16 protein-coding genes and 2 riboswitches are annotated in these 16,196 nt (G+C 68.2%); of the genes, 7 read left to right on the plus strand and 9 right to left on the minus strand.

What is annotated here, in order from left to right; all coding sequences use genetic code 11:
- Positions 1 to 29: 29 nt before the first annotated feature.
- From ACW5IY_RS19465 to ACW5IY_RS19475, 3 genes are read left to right on the plus strand one after another with little or no spacing between them, the layout of a single operon-like run.
- Positions 30 to 620: a Sua5/YciO/YrdC/YwlC family protein gene (locus ACW5IY_RS19465; RefSeq protein WP_080354943.1), complete on the plus strand. Its 591-nt coding sequence runs from the start codon at positions 30 to 32 to the stop codon at positions 618 to 620.
- A gap of 43 nt (positions 621 to 663) precedes the next feature.
- Entirely contained in the window at positions 664 to 1,341 is a 678-nt protein-coding gene (locus ACW5IY_RS19470) for a DUF4124 domain-containing protein (protein ID WP_049436881.1), read from the plus strand.
- 35 nt (positions 1,342 to 1,376) lie between these two features.
- On the plus strand, positions 1,377 to 2,123 hold the full coding sequence (locus ACW5IY_RS19475; protein ID WP_049436880.1) for a hypothetical protein: 747 nt from the start codon (positions 1,377 to 1,379) through the stop codon (positions 2,121 to 2,123).
- A 115-nt stretch (positions 2,124 to 2,238) separates the two neighbouring features.
- On the opposite strand, the gene ACW5IY_RS19480 is transcribed toward ACW5IY_RS19475, so the two are convergent.
- A complete protein-coding gene (locus tag ACW5IY_RS19480; protein ID WP_010481164.1) occupies positions 2,239 to 3,015 on the minus strand; it encodes an SDR family oxidoreductase in 777 nt (258 codons plus the stop codon).
- A gap of 111 nt (positions 3,016 to 3,126) precedes the next feature.
- Between ACW5IY_RS19480 and ACW5IY_RS19485 the strand changes: the two genes are divergently transcribed.
- Positions 3,127 to 3,339 (plus strand): hypothetical protein, encoded by a 213-nt coding sequence (locus ACW5IY_RS19485; protein WP_049436879.1) that lies wholly within the window; start codon positions 3,127 to 3,129, stop codon positions 3,337 to 3,339.
- A gap of 73 nt (positions 3,340 to 3,412) precedes the next feature.
- On the opposite strand, the gene sppA is transcribed toward ACW5IY_RS19485, so the two are convergent.
- From sppA to ACW5IY_RS19505, 4 genes are all read right to left on the minus strand, one after another.
- Positions 3,413 to 5,335: a signal peptide peptidase SppA gene (sppA, locus tag ACW5IY_RS19490; protein ID WP_049436878.1), complete on the minus strand. Its 1,923-nt coding sequence runs from the start codon at positions 5,333 to 5,335 to the stop codon at positions 3,413 to 3,415.
- Between the two features lie 116 nt (positions 5,336 to 5,451).
- Positions 5,452 to 6,816 (minus strand): MATE family efflux transporter, encoded by a 1,365-nt coding sequence (locus ACW5IY_RS19495; protein ID WP_049436877.1) that lies wholly within the window; start codon positions 6,814 to 6,816, stop codon positions 5,452 to 5,454.
- 236 nt (positions 6,817 to 7,052) lie between these two features.
- Complete coding sequence (locus ACW5IY_RS19500) at positions 7,053 to 7,637, minus strand: DUF3106 domain-containing protein (protein WP_010481155.1); 585 nt, start codon at positions 7,635 to 7,637, stop codon at positions 7,053 to 7,055.
- Positions 7,630 to 8,634: a hypothetical protein gene (locus tag ACW5IY_RS19505; RefSeq protein ID WP_049436876.1), complete on the minus strand. Its 1,005-nt coding sequence runs from the start codon at positions 8,632 to 8,634 to the stop codon at positions 7,630 to 7,632. The genes ACW5IY_RS19500 and ACW5IY_RS19505 overlap by 8 nt, the downstream gene beginning before the upstream one ends.
- Positions 8,635 to 9,046: 412 nt before the next feature.
- Between ACW5IY_RS19505 and ACW5IY_RS19510 the strand changes: the two genes are divergently transcribed.
- Positions 9,047 to 11,224 carry a primosomal protein N' gene (locus tag ACW5IY_RS19510; RefSeq protein ID WP_049436875.1) on the plus strand — a complete coding sequence of 726 codons (2,178 nt, stop codon included), beginning with the start codon at positions 9,047 to 9,049 and terminating at the stop codon, positions 11,222 to 11,224.
- 91 nt (positions 11,225 to 11,315) lie between these two features.
- On the opposite strand, the gene ACW5IY_RS19515 is transcribed toward ACW5IY_RS19510, so the two are convergent.
- Positions 11,316 to 11,936 carry a glutathione S-transferase family protein gene (locus ACW5IY_RS19515; RefSeq protein WP_010481150.1) on the minus strand — a complete coding sequence of 207 codons (621 nt, stop codon included), beginning with the start codon at positions 11,934 to 11,936 and terminating at the stop codon, positions 11,316 to 11,318.
- Positions 11,937 to 12,050: 114 nt separating this feature from the next.
- Positions 12,051 to 12,830, minus strand: coding sequence for an NYN domain-containing protein (locus ACW5IY_RS19520; protein WP_005411210.1), 780 nt, complete (start codon positions 12,828 to 12,830; stop codon positions 12,051 to 12,053).
- Between the two features lie 123 nt (positions 12,831 to 12,953).
- On the opposite strand from ACW5IY_RS19520, the gene ACW5IY_RS19525 reads away from it, so the two are divergent.
- Complete coding sequence (locus ACW5IY_RS19525; protein ID WP_049436874.1) at positions 12,954 to 14,234, plus strand: NAD(P)/FAD-dependent oxidoreductase; 1,281 nt, start codon at positions 12,954 to 12,956, stop codon at positions 14,232 to 14,234.
- Positions 14,235 to 14,316: 82 nt separating this feature from the next.
- Here the strand turns inward: ACW5IY_RS19525 and ACW5IY_RS19530 are convergent, their stop codons facing one another.
- Complete coding sequence (locus ACW5IY_RS19530) at positions 14,317 to 14,748, minus strand: nuclear transport factor 2 family protein (RefSeq protein WP_049436873.1); 432 nt, start codon at positions 14,746 to 14,748, stop codon at positions 14,317 to 14,319.
- Between the two features lie 144 nt (positions 14,749 to 14,892).
- The gene (locus ACW5IY_RS19535) at positions 14,893 to 15,168 is read right to left on the minus strand and encodes a GIY-YIG nuclease family protein (protein ID WP_049436872.1); all 276 of its coding nucleotides are present in this window, start codon (positions 15,166 to 15,168) and stop codon (positions 14,893 to 14,895) included.
- A gap of 40 nt (positions 15,169 to 15,208) precedes the next feature.
- Positions 15,209 to 15,298, plus strand: a riboswitch (glycine riboswitch).
- Between the two features lie 13 nt (positions 15,299 to 15,311).
- Positions 15,312 to 15,415, plus strand: a riboswitch (glycine riboswitch).
- 84 nt (positions 15,416 to 15,499) lie between these two features.
- Between ACW5IY_RS19535 and ACW5IY_RS19540 the strand changes: the two genes are divergently transcribed.
- Positions 15,500 to 16,117 carry a trimeric intracellular cation channel family protein gene (locus ACW5IY_RS19540; protein WP_005411215.1) on the plus strand — a complete coding sequence of 206 codons (618 nt, stop codon included), beginning with the start codon at positions 15,500 to 15,502 and terminating at the stop codon, positions 16,115 to 16,117.
- Positions 16,118 to 16,196: the final 79 nt, after the last annotated feature.

Below are 16,196 nucleotides of genomic sequence, written 5' to 3' on the forward strand. Positions count from 1 at the left end.
CCACCCCTTCTGCACGCAGCAGGGGGATAATGGAGGCCCACGCCGGGCCGGTCGCCGCCATGAAAGAACTCACCCTGGACTCTGCTGTCGCCACGCTCCGCGCGGGCGGCGTGATCGCCTACCCGACCGAAGCGGTCTGGGGCCTGGGCTGTGATCCCTCGCACGAAGCTGCGGTGCACATGGTGCTGCGGCTGAAGCAGCGCCCGATCGAAAAAGGCATGATCCTGGTCGCGGCCGAGCTGGCGCAGCTGGAAGGCTGGGTGCGCCTGCAGGCGCTGCCCGACGCCCGCCAGCGCGCGGTACTGGCCAGCTGGCCCGGCGCCAACACCTGGATCCTGCCCGCCGGCCCGCGCGCGCAGCCCTGGGTCACCGGCGAGCACAGCGGCATCGCGGTGCGCATCAGCGCGCACCCGCTGGTGGCCGAACTCTGCCGCGCCTGGGGCGGCCCGCTGGTCTCCACCAGCGCCAACCTGGCCGGCGAACCGCCGGCCCGCAGCCGCGAAGAACTGGACCCACGCCTGCTGCGCCTGCTCGACGGCATCCTCGATGGACAGACCGGTGGCCTGGCCCAGCCCACCCCGATCCGCGACGCGCTCAGCGGCAACGTGCTGCGCTCCTGAGCCGGCGATTGCGCTGCTGCAGACAATCACGCACCCTGCCGCCATGACCCTGCTGCGCGCCACCCTCAGCCTGTGCCTGCTGCTGCCGTGGACGGCGCCCGCCGCCGCCGACGTGCGGGTGTACCGCTGCGTTGCCAGCAACGGCGCCGTTGCCCTGCAGGACACGCCCTGCAACAGCGGCCGCCAGCAGGTGCGCGACCTGCAGCGCCCGCGCGATCCCGCTCCACGGGTGGTGCGCAGTGATGCCACGCCTCCGCCGCCCAGCGAAACCCCGGTCATCCGCGAGCGCGAAGTCCGCCACGTCTACATCCAGCCGCCGCAGCCGATGTACGAATGCGTGAGCGAGGATGGCCGCCGCTATACCAGCGACAACAACGAAGGCAATCCGCGCTGGGTGCCGCTGTGGACCAGTGTCTGGCTGCCACACGGGCATCGGGGCCCGGCCTACCCGGGTCCGCGCCCGGCCATCGGCACGCCGATCGGCGAAGGCGCGGGTTATCGCCCTCCCTCGATCGGCATGGGCGTGCAGGTTCCGGCCGGCAGCGTGCTGGTTCGCGACAGCTGCCATGCGTTGCCGCCGCAGGAAGTCTGCGCGCGACTGAGTGACCGCCGCTGGGAGCTGGATCGCCGTTACAACAGCGCGCTGCAGAGTGAACGCACCGCCATCAGCAACGAACAGCGCGGCATCGATGCGCGCCTGTCACGCGATTGCGAACGCTGAGCGCAGCAGGCCGTCGCAGCCTGTACGCTGTGCGCATGAACCGAGTGATCTGGCTGCTTCTGGTGCTGCTGCCTGAAAGCGCGTTGGCCGAAGAGGGCGTGATCTACCGCTGTACCTCCAGCAGCAGTGACGTCCCTACCCTGCAGCGCACGCCGTGCCCCACCGGCAGCAAGCAGCAGGTGCTGCGCATACCCGACCCGGCCAACTCGCAGCCGGCCGCCGCTGCACCTGTGGCGGCCGAACCTGCACCCGCCCCTGTCGAAACACCCGCGCCGGTGCCGGCCGGAGCGGCCGTTGCCCCTGCGGCCCCAGCGAAACCAGGACGCGCGGATGAAGGACGCACGATCATGGAAGCAGGCATGGTCGAACACGAAGGAGACGACCAGATCCTCGACAGCGCGACGCTGCGGCGCGATGCCGAGGCCCGCGCCGCCGCAGGTGATGGTCCACCGAAGCCGCCGCTTCCTCCGATCTTCCAGTGCACCGACAGCCAGGGCGGCGGCTACCTGTACGAGTACGAGGCCGCGCCCGGCCGCTGCGAGCTGATGACGGTACAGGGCCTTGGCGGAGTGACGCCGGTGAATGCCGCCAGCTGTGAAGTAGTGCGCGACCACTGCGAAGCGCTTCCCGAAGCGCAGCGCTGCGGTGGTTGGCAGCAGCGCTTCCGCGATGCCCGCGGCCGTGAGCGCTTTGCCGCGCCGGAAAACCGCGATACCGCGCGCGGAGAACGCAAACGGCTGCAGGACGTGCTGGAAGCCAGCAACTGCCCGGTACCGGGGTGACAGCGGCGGCATGGCCGCACCTGCCCATGAGGTGGATCCGTTGTAGAGCCGAGCCATGCTCGGCTGCCGTTGGCGGAATGCAGCCGAGCATGGGCTCGGCTCTACAGCAAAGCGATCAGAACCCGTAGCGCAGGAACCCACCATCCACCGCAATGCACTCGCCGGTGACATAGCTGGCCGCCGGCAGGCACAGGAAGCCCACGGCTGCAGCCACTTCCTCCGGCTCGCCGATGCGGCGCATCGGCGTGCGGTTGATCACTTCCTCGTAGTAGTCCGGGTCCGCCAACGGCCCGGACGTGCGCCGTGTGCGGATGTACCACGGTGCCACCGCGTTGACCCGGATGCCATCCTCGGCCCACTCGACGGCCAGGTTGCGGGTCATCTGGTGCATCGCCGCCTTGGTCATGCCGTAGACCACGCCGCTGCGCACATGGGTCAGGCCGGACACGCTGCCGACGTTGACGATGGACGACGACGCGTGGCGGGCCAGCAACGGATGCGCGTAGCGCGACAGCTCGAATGCCGAGAACAGGTTGGTCTCGAAGATCTTCCGCCATTCATCCTCGGAATACTCCGTGGCCGCCTTGGTGACGTTGCCGCCGGCGTTGTTGACCAGGATGTGCAGGCCATCGCTGTGGTCCTCCACCCAGTCCAGGATCTGGCGGCGGTCCTCGTCGTCGGAGACATCGGCAGCCAGTGCATGCACCTGCATCTGCGGATACACGTCCAGCAGTTCGTCGCGCGCGGTCTCCAGCATGTCGATATCACGGCCGACGATCATCAGATCGGCGCCGAAGCCAGCCAGTTCATGCGCGATGGCAAGGCCGATGCCGGCGCTGGCGCCGGTGATCAAGGCGGTCTGGCCGTCCAGGCGCCACCGTTGCTGGGTCATGTGCTCTCCGGGGCCGCGCCCGCTGTGTTTCGATGCGGCAAGGATACGCGCTCACGGCCGCCCCCTGCCGAGGATGCGACACTGCCCGCACGTCCATCACGGAGTGCCGCCATGCGCATCCTGATCCTGTCCACGTCCCTGCTGGCCACCGTGCTGCTGACCGCCTGCCAGCGCCCGCCCACACCAAACCCGGAGAAGCCGCCGGAACCGCAGGCCATGGCCCGCGCGATCCAGCAACCACTGGACCGCGCCAAGCGCGTGCAGAAAACCGTCGATGACGCCGCTGCGAGCGAGCGCAAGGCCGAGGCTGACGCCACGCAGTAACCCCGCAAACGGAAACGCCCGGCCAAGGCCGGGCGTTTCCAGTAGATCCACGCCATGCGTGGATGGCTTCCGGTCAGAACCCGCAGAAGCAGTACGCCAGCGCCTTCACCGGCGTGCCGTTGCCCTTCTCGCGGGCCGCGTTCTCGACAAAGCGCAGCTGCGTATCCACTTCCGGCATCGTGCGCGCCAGCACCATCCGCGCCATGCCCGAGTCGGACAGCATCCAGGCACCGGCACGGCTGCCGGCGAAACCGCTGACGAACTGCGCGAACGGCGTTGCCGCCTTCTCGATGTAGCGCACGCGATAGGCATCGGCCTTGCCCAGCTTGGCGCGGCTGGCGGCATCGGCCACGGCATCCTTCAGGCCACCGAAGGCATCGACCAGACCACGTTCCTTTGCCTGCGCACCGCTCCACACGCGGCCACGCGCCACTTCGTCGACGGCCTCGACCGGCTTCTTGCGGGCGTCGGCGACGCGACCGGTGAAGTCGGCGTAACCCTTGTTGATCACCGACTGGATGACCTGGCCCACAGCCGGCTCCATCGGGCGGGTGACATCGAACGCACCGGCGAAACGGGTGGTGCCGACACCATCGGTGTGCACGCCGATCTTGTCCAGCGCGCGGCTGAAGTTCGGCACCATGCCGAAGATGCCGATCGAACCGGTGATGGTCGACGGATCGGCATAGATGCGATCGGCGTTCATGCTGATCCAGTAGCCACCGGAGGCGGCCAGGTCGCCCATCGACACCACCACCGGCTTGCCGGCGGCCTGCAGGGCCACCACTTCACGGCGGATCTGCTCGGAGGCGAACACTTCACCACCCGGCGAATTGACACGCAGCACCACGGACTTCACGTTCTCATCGTCACGCGCGGCACGCAGCAGCGCCGAGGTCGATTCGCCACCGATGCGGCCGGCCGGGAGATCGCCGCCGCTGATTTCACCGGCGGCCACCACCACCGCCACCTGCGGACGGTTGTCGACCGGGTTGCGGCGCGCATCGAGCTGGCCCAGGTAGGTGCCGAAGTCGACGTTGCGGAAACCACCGTCGGCATCTTCGTCGGCCACGCCACGCTCGATCATCAGATCCTCGAATTCCTCGCGGGTCTTCAGTGAGGTCACCAGCTTCTGCTGCAGGGCGAACTTGGCCAGGTCACCACCGGCAGCGGCGATGCCTTCCGGCAGCGTGTCGATGCCGGCGGCCAGCTGTGCCGGGTCCAGGCGACGCGCCTTGGCGATGTCGCCCAGGTAGCGCTGCCACACGTCGTTCATCCAGAACAGGTCGGCTTCCTTGGAGGCCGGCGAGGCGGCGTCGAGCACGTACGGCTCGGCCGCGGACTTGTACTCGCCCACCTTGAACAGGTGCACGTCCACACCCAGCTTGTCCTGCAGGCCGGTGCGGAAATACTGGCGGTAGCGGCCCAGGCCCTCGAGCACCACCGACCCCATCGGGTCCAGGTAGACCTCGTCGGCCTGTGCGGCCAGCAGGTACTGCGACTGGCCCATGCTTTCGCTGTAAGCCACCAGCTGCTTGCCGGATGCACGCAGGTCCTGCAGTGCGGCGGCCACTTCACGCAGCGAGGCGAAGCCCGACGGCTGCAGCTTGTCCAGCTCCAGCACCACGCGCTCGATCTTCTTGTCTTCCTTGGCCGACTCGATCACCCGCAGCAGGTCGCGCAGCTGGATCTCTTCGGCACCGTTGTCGCCCACCGCCTTGGCCAGCGCACGGCTGACCGGATCAGCGCTGAACTGCTCGACCAGGCGGCCTTCCGGCGCGATCACCAGGGTGGTGCGGTCCTGCAGCGATTTGCTGGCACCGGCGCCCATGCCGGCGGCGATGACGAACATCACCAGCAGCAGGAACAGCAGGCCGAAGAACACCAGGTTGAGGATCAACCGGCGGGTGAAGTTCATGACGTCCCACAGCCCGATGAAGAAACTGGCGACGGGGTTGCGACGCGCCGGGGGCAGCGGGGGCACGGGTTGATTCATGGAACGCTCCGGATGGCTTCTTGCCGTGGTGCCAGCATAGCCGGTGCCGCGTGATGCGGCATCGGACACAAGTCAGGGGATCGCCCGCCACGGGTCATCGCGGCGGGCGGGGCAAATCAGGACAGTACGGACTGGCCGATGCGCAGGCTGCTGCGGCGCAGGCGCCAGCCCATCAGGATGGCGGCGGCGGTCAGGCCGACGATCAGGCCGATCCACATGCCCTGCGGGCCCATGCCCAGCCCCAGGCCGAGCCCGGCGCCGAGCGGCATGCCCAGGCCCCAGTACGCGAACATGGCGATGAACATCGGCACGCGGGTGTCCTTCAGGCCGCGCAGTGCGCCGGCGGACAGTACCTGGATGCCATCCGGGAACTGGAAGGTGGCCGCGTACAGCAGCAGGGTGGAGGCCAGGCCGGCCACCGCCAGGTCGTTGGTGTAGACACCGACGATGGCATCGTGGCCGAACAGCAGTACCGCCGCCGACAACGTCTGCGTGCCCATGATGATCGCGTAGCCAGCCCACGCCGCACGGCGCACGCCGAAGCCATCGCCACGGCCGACCGCATGGCCGACCCGCACGGTGGTGGCCTCGGCCACGCCCATCGGGATCATGAAGCACAGCTGGGCGACGTTGATCGCGATCTGGTGCGCGGCTGCTTCATTGGCACCGAGGCGGCCGATCAGCAGCGCGGTGACGATGAACAGGCCGCCCTCCATCAGCACGGTGATGCCGATCGGCAGGCCGGTGCGCAGCAGATCCCAGATCGCCTTCCAGCGCGGCCCCTCGAAATGCGAGAACAGCTGCAGGTGGGCGAAGCGCTTGGTGAACCACAGGTAGGTGGCGAAGGCGATCGCCTGCAGCCACATCATCACCGCCGAGGCGATGCCCAGGCCCTCGGCCCCCATTTCCGGGAAACCCAGCTTGCCGTTGGCCAGCACGTAGCCCATCGGCGCCAGCACCAGCAGGCCGCCGAAACCGAGCAGCATGGTCGGCAGCGTCCAGTGCATGCCCTCGCTGAGGTAGCGCATGCAGAAGTACAGGGTCAGCGCCGGGCCACCCCAGCGCACCGCATGCAGGAACGCGGTGGCGCCCGGCACGATGTCCGGCGCGATGCCGAAGGCCGGCAGCAGCGGCGGCACCACGGTGAGGAAGGTGAACATGATCAGGCCCAGGGCCAATGCCAGCCACAGTGCCTGGCGGAACAGCGGGCCGATCTCGCGCTCGCGGCCGGCGCCATGCAGCTGCGACACCGAGGCGGTAAGCGAGATCAGGGTGCCGATCGGGATCAGCATCGGCAGCCACAGCAGCGCAGTGCCGATGGTCACCGCGGCCAGGGTCGCGGTGGCGTGGTGGCCGGCAATCACATTGTCGACGAAGGAGATCAGACCGGTGGACACATGCCCGAGCACAAGCGGCAGGGCGAGCAGACCGGTGGCGCCGACTTCCTTGCTGAAGCGCGGCGTGGAGGTTGCAGTAGACATAAGGTGCTTGACGCGAACTACGGTTGCGCGCGAAGGGCACAGGCACCGGGTTGCGGCCGGTCATCTTACGCGCGCCGCGCGCGCATTCCCATGACATGGCGTGAATGCTGGGTTCCGGCAGGCCCCGGCATCACGCGTTGCGATCGCGTTACGAACAGAAAAAGGGGACGGAGGGGATTAAGTCGTTTCAAGCCCGACTGTGCCGAATACGACTTAATCCCCTCCGTCCCCTTTGTTTACTGACCCGCCTGGCGCTTGAGCCAGGTGTCGCGCTCGGCGGCCGGCACCGCGAGGAACGCGCTGCGAACCGTGTCGCGCTCCTGCGGCGGCGTGCGCTGCGCGACCAGGGTGAGCTGGGCCAGCTGCGCCGGGCTGAGCTGGCGCAGCACGGCCAGCGCGGCCTCGCGCTGTTGCGGCGGCACAAACCCGAACAGGCCGTGCAGCTTGGGGAACTCCAGCCCCAGCTGCGGGCCCAACCGCCAGCCTTCGCGGAACGCCTGGTCCTGCGCCTGGAACTGCTGGCGCAGGCGCTGCTGCTGGTCGGCTGGCAGTGCATTGAATCGCGCAGCGGCCTGACGGATCCGCTCGCGCTCGCCCTCCGGCAGGGCGCGCCAGGCCGCGTAATCGGCGCGACGCTGGCGCTGCTGCGGGGCGTCAAGCTGGGCGAACGCGGCGGGTGTCGTGCTTGTGGTGGCCGGGGCCGTAGCCGCCGGTGAACTGCCCGGCACTGGCGGCGGCAGCGGCACGTTCAAGGTCTGCGGCGCGGCGGACAGCGACAACGGCAGGGCCAGCAGCAGGCTGGCGAGCAGGGTCTTATTCATCGGCGGCAGCGGTTTCCAGCGTGGCACTGGCCGGCTCGGGCCGGCTCGGCTTGGATTGTGATTCGTCCACCGGCAGCGGGCCGCCAGCAGCGGTCCACGCATACAGATCAGCATCGGCCACCAGCGGATAGTCGCGGTCGGCCAGCATGGTGGCGTCGTCCGTAGCCTGCGCAGGGGTCGCGTCCGGCGTGGCGTTGACCTCGCTTGGCGGCAGTGCTTCCACCGTGACGGGGCCCGCCTCACCGACCACGCCGTCCGGCAGCGGTGCGTCGCTGCCAGACGAATGGCCCTGCCAATAGCGCCAGCCCAGCGCGGCTGCCAACAGCACCACCACGGTCACCAGCAGGATCAATGGACCGCGCCAGCGCGGCTTTGCGTTCGAACGGCGGCGCTTACCATTGGCAGCCGTGCGATCTTCACGCTGCGGCGCACGCCAGCCGGAGGTCGGGGCTTCATTGTTGGCCGCCGGCGCGGCCGGCTGCTGCAGCTGCTGCAGGCGTTTGGCGGGCAGGTCTCGGATGCGCAACTGCACCTGTTCGGCCAGCTGGCGCCAGGCCGAGGCATCGGGCTGGCCGTGCGCGTCACGCGGGCAGGCCTCGGCCAGCAGGTGCTGGTAGCCGGCTTCATCCTGGTCGAGCACGCGCATGGCGATACCTTCATCCAGGCTGCCGCCCACCCGCAGCAACAGCGCCATGCGCGGCAACGGTCCCATCTCGCCCAGCGCGGCCAGCGGCGGTTCCCACTGGCCGCCCACCGGCTCGCGCAGCGCCTGGCGCTGGCCCAGCAGGGTCCAGAAGCGGGTCGGCCACTGCGCCATCGGCAGGTCACTGGCGACCGCGGCAAAGGCACGCATCACCGCCACCAGGGTCTGCTCGGCACGCGCGGCATCGCCGCACTGCAGCTCAGCCACCACCAGGGCGCGGCGCTCGACGCCACGCAGGAACGCCGACAGCGCGCCGGCCGCGGTCGAGGAAACAGGGGCGGGCACAGCCGTCATCGGTCACTCCAAAGGTCTGGGGGAATGATAGCGGCAGGCAATCGACGCCCGTAGGACTTGCGCCCACGGATACTTCGTGCTGCAGGTTGTGCACAGCACCACGCTCCCGGCGCGGGAAACTGCGGCATGCAGCTGAATTCACTCTGTTTCAGCAATGTTTCACACTTAAGCCCTTGATTTTGAATTCCTTTTAAGTATGGCGATTTTTTGACCAACCCAAGCGTGAGCTCGTCGCCATCGGCCTCCTGCGTTCCCGTCGACCGGTAACGCACAACGTTATCCACAGAACATGTGGATAAGCCTGAATCTCCAATGGACACCGATATTTAGGTGACATTTATGATTCAACGGGCGCCGCTCCGCCGTCTCCCACCCCGCCATTCGCGTGCGCATGGCCCGGTACACTGGCCCGATGCTTTCACCGATTCCGACCCTGCAGGTTGCCCTGCCCGTCCCCCTGCCCCGCCTGTTCGACTACCTGTCGCCGCAGGGCGATGGCCCTACGGTTGCGGTCGGCTGCCGCCTGAAGGTGCCGTTCGGCAACCGCGAGCTGGTCGGGGTGGTGGTGGGGCACGGCCAGATCGACGACGGCCAGGGACTGCGCCAGGCGTTGGCCTGGTGCGACCCGCAGCCGCTGCTGCAGGGGGAGCTGTGGCAGAGCCTGCAATGGCTGGCGCGTTACACCCACGCACCGCTGGGCGAAGTACTCAGCACCGCCCTGCCCGGCCCACTGCGCCATGGCGACACCCTGCCTGACACCCATCACTGGGGCTGGCAGCTGACCCCCGAAGGCCATGCCCAGCGCGGGAAGCTGCGCGCCGGCAGCCGCCCGCGACAGTTGGCAGAACTGCTGGCCGAAGCCGTCGTGGACGAGGACGTGCTGGGCGAACGCATGGAGGACTGGCGGACCGCCGCGCGCAGCCTGGCCAAGCGTGCGCTGGCCGAGCGCGTGGCGATGACGGTGGCACCGCAGCATGCGCAGCCGCTGCCCGGCCCCACGCTCAACCCGGACCAGGCCGAGGCCGTGGCCGCGATCAACGCTGCCGAAGGCTTCCAACCCTTCCTGCTGGATGGCGTGACCGGCAGCGGCAAGACCGAGGTCTACCTGCAGGCCATCATCCACTGCCTGGCACAGGGCAGGCAGGCGCTGGTGCTGGTGCCGGAAATCGGCCTGACCCCGCAGACCCTGGCACGCTTCCGCGGCCGCCTCGGCATCGCCGTGCATGCACTGCATTCGGGGTTGAACGACAACGAGCGCGCGCGCGTCTGGGCTGCGGCTTCGCGTGGCGAGGCACGGGTCATCGTCGGCACCCGCTCGGCGGTGTTCACGCCATTGCCGCAGGCCGGGCTGCTGATCATCGACGAGGAACACGACGGCAGCTACAAGCAGCAGGACGGCATCCGCTATCACGCGCGCGATTTCGCTCTGGTGCGCGCCAAGGCACTGGGCATTCCGGTGCTGCTCGGCAGTGCCACCCCTTCGCTGGAAACCCTGCACAACGCCTATGCCGGGCGCTACACCCACCTGCGCCTGAAGCAGCGTGCCGGTGATGCGCGGCCACCGCGCGTGCGCATCCTCGATGTGCGCAAGCGGCCGCTGCACGATGGCCTCTCGGCTGATGTGCTGGCCGGCATCGGCGAGCACCTGCAGCGCGGCCAGCAGGTGCTGGTGTTCAAGAACCGCCGTGGCTACGCGCCGGTGCTGCTGTGCCACGACTGCGGCTGGACCGCACCGTGCAACCGCTGCGATGCACCGATGACCGTGCATGGCGGCGGCCGTCGCCTGCAGTGCCATCACTGTGGCGCGCGGCAACCGGCACCGCTGGCATGCCCCGCGTGCGGCAGCCTGGCGCTGCAACCGCAGGGCATCGGCACCGAGCGCCTGGAAGAACATCTCACCGCCGCCTTCGCCGATTTCCCGGTGGTGCGCATCGACCGCGGCACCACCTCACGCCGCGATGCCCTGGAACAACAGCTGGCGAAACTGGGCGACCAGCCCGGCATCCTGGTCGGCACGCAGATCCTGGCCAAGGGCCACGACCTGCCGAAGCTGACCCTGGTAGTGGTGGTCGGCATCGACGAGGGCCTGTTCTCGGCCGATTTCCGCGCCAGCGAGAAACTGGCACAGCAGCTGATCCAGGTAGCCGGCCGCGCCGGACGTGCACGTGACCCCGGCGAAGTCTGGCTGCAGACCCATCACCCCGGACACCCGCTGCTGGAAACCCTGGTAAGCGGTGGCTACCACCCGTTCGCGCAGGCCGAGTTGAACCAGCGCCAGGCGGCCGGATTCCCCCCGTTCGCGCATCTGGCGCTGATGCGTGCCGAAGCGCAGCAGGTGGAGCACGCCAATGCGTTCCTGCTGGCGGCCCGGCAACTGCTGGGCGAGCAGAACGTGGTGGAGGCCTACGGGCCGATGCCGGCACCGATGCCACGGCGTGCCGGCTACCAGCGCACGCAGCTGCTGCTTTCGGCACTGCAGCGGCCGCCGTTGCATGGGGTGCTTTCGCAGCTGGTTCCGCAGCTGTATGCGCTGCCGGAAGCACGCAAGGTGCGCTGGTCGCTGGATGTGGATCCGACGGACCTGTATTGATCCGGTCGGTGCTGCCGAGCATGGCTCGGCACTACGGTAGAGCCGAGCCATGCTCGGCTGCTTCTCTTTCCAGGAAAAGACCCGGCCCCGCTTACGTCAGCGGCGACATCACGCCGCGCTGGTAGGCCGGCCGCTCGCGCAGGCGGGCATACCAGTCGGCCAGGTGCGGCAGTTCCGGGCGCTGGATCGGCAGTTCGAACCAGGCATAGATCAGCGAGCCCAGCGGGATGTCACCCATCGCGAATTTCTCACCCGACAGCCACGGCTGTTTGGCCAGCGTGGCATCGGCCATCGCCAGGTAGTCACCGGCACGCACGATGGCGGCATTGATGCGCGATTCGTCACGGTCGGCCGGGGCGGTGCGCATGATGCCCCAGATCAGATCGGTGTACAGCGGCGCCATCCGCGAGGTGCTCCAGTCCATCCACTTCTCGGCCTGGGCACGCTCCATCGGGTCTTCGGCGTACAGGGTGCCCAGCGCGTAGCGGGCGCTCAGGTAGCGCACGATGGCGTTCGATTCCCACAGCGGCAGGCCGTGGTCTTCGATCACCGGCACCAGGCTGTTGGGATTCATCGCCTGGTACTCCGGCGTCTGCGTGCCGCCGTGGCTGCCACCGACTTCGATGGATTCATACGGCAGGCCGATCTCCTCGGCGCACCACAGCACCTTGCGGACGTTACTGGAATTGCGGCGGCCCCAGATCTTCAACATGCGGGTTTTTTCCTTGCTGGCAATGCGAGCGGCAACGATACGCCTGATCGGGTGGGGTGTGTGCGCGCCGGATGCCGGATCTGGCATCCGGGCGTTGCCGGCCAGCGGCCGGCACTACCTGTTCTTCTTCGGCAACGCGCGCACGTAGGACGACTTGCCGTCCTTCTTCAGCTCGAACAACCCGATCGCTGCCAGCAGATCACTGAGCTTGCCGTAACCGTAGTTGCGCGGATCGAACGAAGCCTGGTTGCCGATCTGGCTGCCAACCGGGCCCAGGTGCGACCAGCCGTCCTCACCTTCGGCCGCCGAAACCGCGCGACGCAGCATCTTCACCAGCCGCGTATCGCTGCGCATTTCCGCACCGCTCTTGCGCGGGCGGGCATCGTCGTTGGCCACCGGCTCGTTCGAGGCCTGTTCGCTGGAGGCCTGTTCGGTATCCGGCACGCTGGCATGGGTCTGGCCCAGCGCTTCCAGATAGGTGAACTTCGAGCACGCGTTGACGAATGGCTCGGGCGTCTTCTTCTCGCCGAAGCCATACACCTTCACGCCGTCGGTCAGCAGGCGCATCACCATCGGAGTGAAATCGGCATCACTGGAGACGATGGCGAAACCATCCAGATTGCGCGCGTACAGCAGATCCATGGCGTCGATCACCATCGCCATGTCCGAGGCATTCTTGCCCTTGCTGTAGGCAAACTGCTGGATCGGACGGATCGCGTACTCGTGCAGCACCGCCTCCCAGCCCTTCAACCGCGGACTCTTCCAGTTGCCATAGGCGCGGCGTACGTTGGCCACACCGTAGCGGGCGACTTCGGCCAGGACCTCGTCGATCTTCGAGGCCGGCGCGTTGTCGGCGTCGATCAACAGGGCGATGCGCTTTTCCGGTTCGCTCATGGGCTCCTCACGGGCCGTTGCCTGAACCCGAGTATCGCCGATCCACGCGGGCGCTGACGTGACAGGGGGCCATCATGCGAAGATGCCAGGCGCTTCCCCCAATGCCCCCACTGGAGTGAGTCGATGAGTCGCGAGCGCGTTCCCCACCTGGTTGTTGTCGGCGGCGGTTTTGCCGGTCTCTGGGCCACCCGTGCCCTGGCCCGCGAGCGCATACGCATCACCCTGGTCGACCGCCGCAACCATCACCTCTTCCAGCCGCTGCTGTACCAAGTGGCCACCGCCGGCCTGTCCGCCCCGGATATCGCCGCACCGCTGCGCCACATCCTCGGACACCAGCGCAATGTGGAAGTCCGCCTCGGCGAAGTGGTGGCCATCGACAAGCAGGCCCGGCAGATCCGCATGGCCGATGGCAGCACGCTGGACTACGACAGCCTGCTGCTGGCCACCGGCGCCACCCACGCCTACTTCGGCAACGACCAATGGGCCGATGATGTGCCCGGGCTGAAGACGCTGGACGATGCCATCGCGCTGCGCCGCAAGCTGCTGCTGGCGTTCGAGCGCGCCGAGGCAGAACCGGACCCGGCGAAGAAGGCCGCATGGTTGAGCTTCGCCGTGGTTGGCGGTGGACCTACCGGCGTCGAACTGGCCGGCACGCTGGCCGAGATCGCGCGCCATACCCTGCGCAACGAGTTCCGCCACATCGACCCGGCCAGCGCAAAGGTGAGGCTGGTCGAGGCCGGTCCGCGCGTACTGTCCTCGTTCCCGGAAGTACTTTCGCTGAAGGCGCGCCGGCAGCTGGAAAAGCTGGGCGTGGAAGTGCTGACCGGCACTCCGGTGAGCGACATCGACAGCCAGGGCTTCAGGCTCGGCGATCAGTTCGTGCCGGCACGCACGGTGGTGTGGGCCGCCGGTGTGGCCGCTTCACCGCTGGCGCGCACGCTGGAGGTGCCGCTGGACCGCGCCGGGCGCGTGCAGGTGCAACCCGACCTCACCCTGTCTGGCCACCCGGAACTGTTCGTGGCTGGCGATCTGGCCGTATTGAACCAGGCCAACGGCAAGCCGGTGCCTGGCGTGGCGCCCGCGGCCAAGCAGATGGGCAAGTACGTGGCCGAGGTGATCCGCGCGCGCCTGCACGGCAAGCCCGAACCCGGCCCGTTCAAGTACGCAGACTTCGGCAACCTGGCCACGATCGGCCGCATGGCTGCGATCGTGCATCTGGGCCGGCTGCAGCTGTCCGGTGTGCTGGCGTGGTGGTTCTGGCTGGCCGCGCACGTGTTCTTCCTGATCGGCTTCCGCAACCGCATCGTGGTGCTGCTGAACTGGGCCGTGGCGTACTGGAGCTACCAGCGCAGCGCGCGCATCATCTTCGGTGATGACCAGGACGACCGGCGACCGAAGCGCTAGGAGCGCACGCATGCTCCTGTAGCGCCGAGCCATGCTCGGCTGCACTTCGCGCGGATTGCAGAAGCCGAGCATGGGCTCGGCTCTACGGCGCCTTCGGTTTCGGGTACCACAACGCGTTGACGATGACCCAGCGCTGGTCGAAGCGTCCCATGTGGAAGTAGTCGACAAACCACGGCGTTTCCAGCCGCACCGACGCCGCGTTGCCGGTCACATCCAGCACCGTGCAGCGGCGGTCCCATTGATCCTTCGGGTTCTTCAACGCGCCCTGCTTCGTCAACGAGACCAGTTCTTCCTTCGACATCCGGCGCAGGCCCAGTCGTTCGTCGGGTGTATCGCCGAGAACCGCGCGCTTGGCCAGGTCCGGATGCAGGGAGCGGGCGACGCGCTGCGGGTCGGCCTCCAGCTGGCCGTCGACGTAGTCGTGGCAGGTGGCTTCGATGGCCGCGAGGGTGGCCGGATCGGCGGCAGGGCTCGTTGCTGCGGAGAGAGCAAACAGCAGGGCGATCGTGGACATCCGGGTCTCCAGCTCTGGGCGCGGGGCGATCATGGCATGGCTGGAAGCGCCCATCCACGCAGGGCGTGGATCTACTGTAGAGCCGAGCCCATGCTCGGCTTCACCATCAGGCAGCAGCAACGACAGCCGAGCGTGGGCTCGGCTCTACAGAAGCGCAGGATCCGGCGCCTGCAGCCAGGCCAGCTTGCGTTCGCGCGACTGCTGCTTGAGTTGCCACTCGGCCCGCGAGGCGGCGGCCCGGTCCGGGTATTCGCGCACGGCCAGCACGCGCAGCGGCGGCCGGGCCCGGGTGTAGCGCGCGCCCTTGCCCGCCTGGTGGGCGGCGAAACGCGCCTCCACATCAGTGCTGATGCCGGCGTAATAGCTGCCATCCCGGCATTCGAGCAGGTACAGGAACCACGGGCGGAGGGACGGGGCCATGCCCGGATTATGCCGTGCTGCACTGCAGCGGATATACTGGCGGCCGAATGCAGGAGAGAGGCGCCGCGCTGGCGCCCGCCGAAGGCGCAGGCTCCCATGATCGCTCAGGCCGGTGGGCTGGAATCCCACCAACCATGCATTCGACTCGCCGAGCTGGAGAGAGGTCACCGGGCACGCCCGGGACGATCCGCCGAAGGGGCACGCGGCCCATGCCGCTGAACTCTCAGGCAAAAGGACAGCGGGAGCGGCACCGGTCATCGTCATCCCGTCATTGCGCAGGCAGTGGCGGTAGTCGCGCATGGCCGGCCCCACCGCGCCCGGAGCCTGTCCCATGCTGCTGTCCATCATCTACCTGATCGCCATTTCCGCCGAAGCCATGACCGGCGCGCTGTCCGCCGGCCGCCGCCGCATGGACCTGTTCGGCGTGGTCATGATCGCCTGCGTCACCGCACTCGGTGGCGGTTCGCTGCGCGACATCCTGCTCGGCCACTACCCGCTGGGCTGGGTGAAGCATCCCGAGTACCTGGGCTTCACCGTATGCGCGGCGCTGATCGCCACCTGGGTGGCGCGCTGGATGCACCACTTCCGTCGCACCTTCCTGGTACTCGATGGTCTGGGCCTGATCGCCTTCACCCTGATCGGCTGCTCGATCGCGCGCGAAGCCGGCCATGCGATGCCGATCGTGCTGATCGCCGGCATGCTGACCGGCGCGTTCGGCGGCGTGCTGCGCGACATCCTCTGCAACGAGGTGCCGCTGATCTTCCAGAAGGAGCTGTACGCGATCATCGCGCTGCTGACCGGCGCGGCCTACCTGTTGCTGCTGCACTGGGGCGTGGCCGACGCCACCGCGATCCTGTGCTGCCTGGGCGGCGGCTTCGCGCTGCGCCTGCTGGCGATCCACTACCGCTGGGAAATGCCGAAATTCGTCTATCACGACGAAGTGCATTGAGGTTCGCGTTCTCGACGTGGCCCAGCGCTTGTTGCCGTGTTGCGTTGGGACGCTGTCTCCAGCGCCGCGGCGCCCATCT

The organism is Stenotrophomonas sp. C-A (assembly GCF_054030835.1).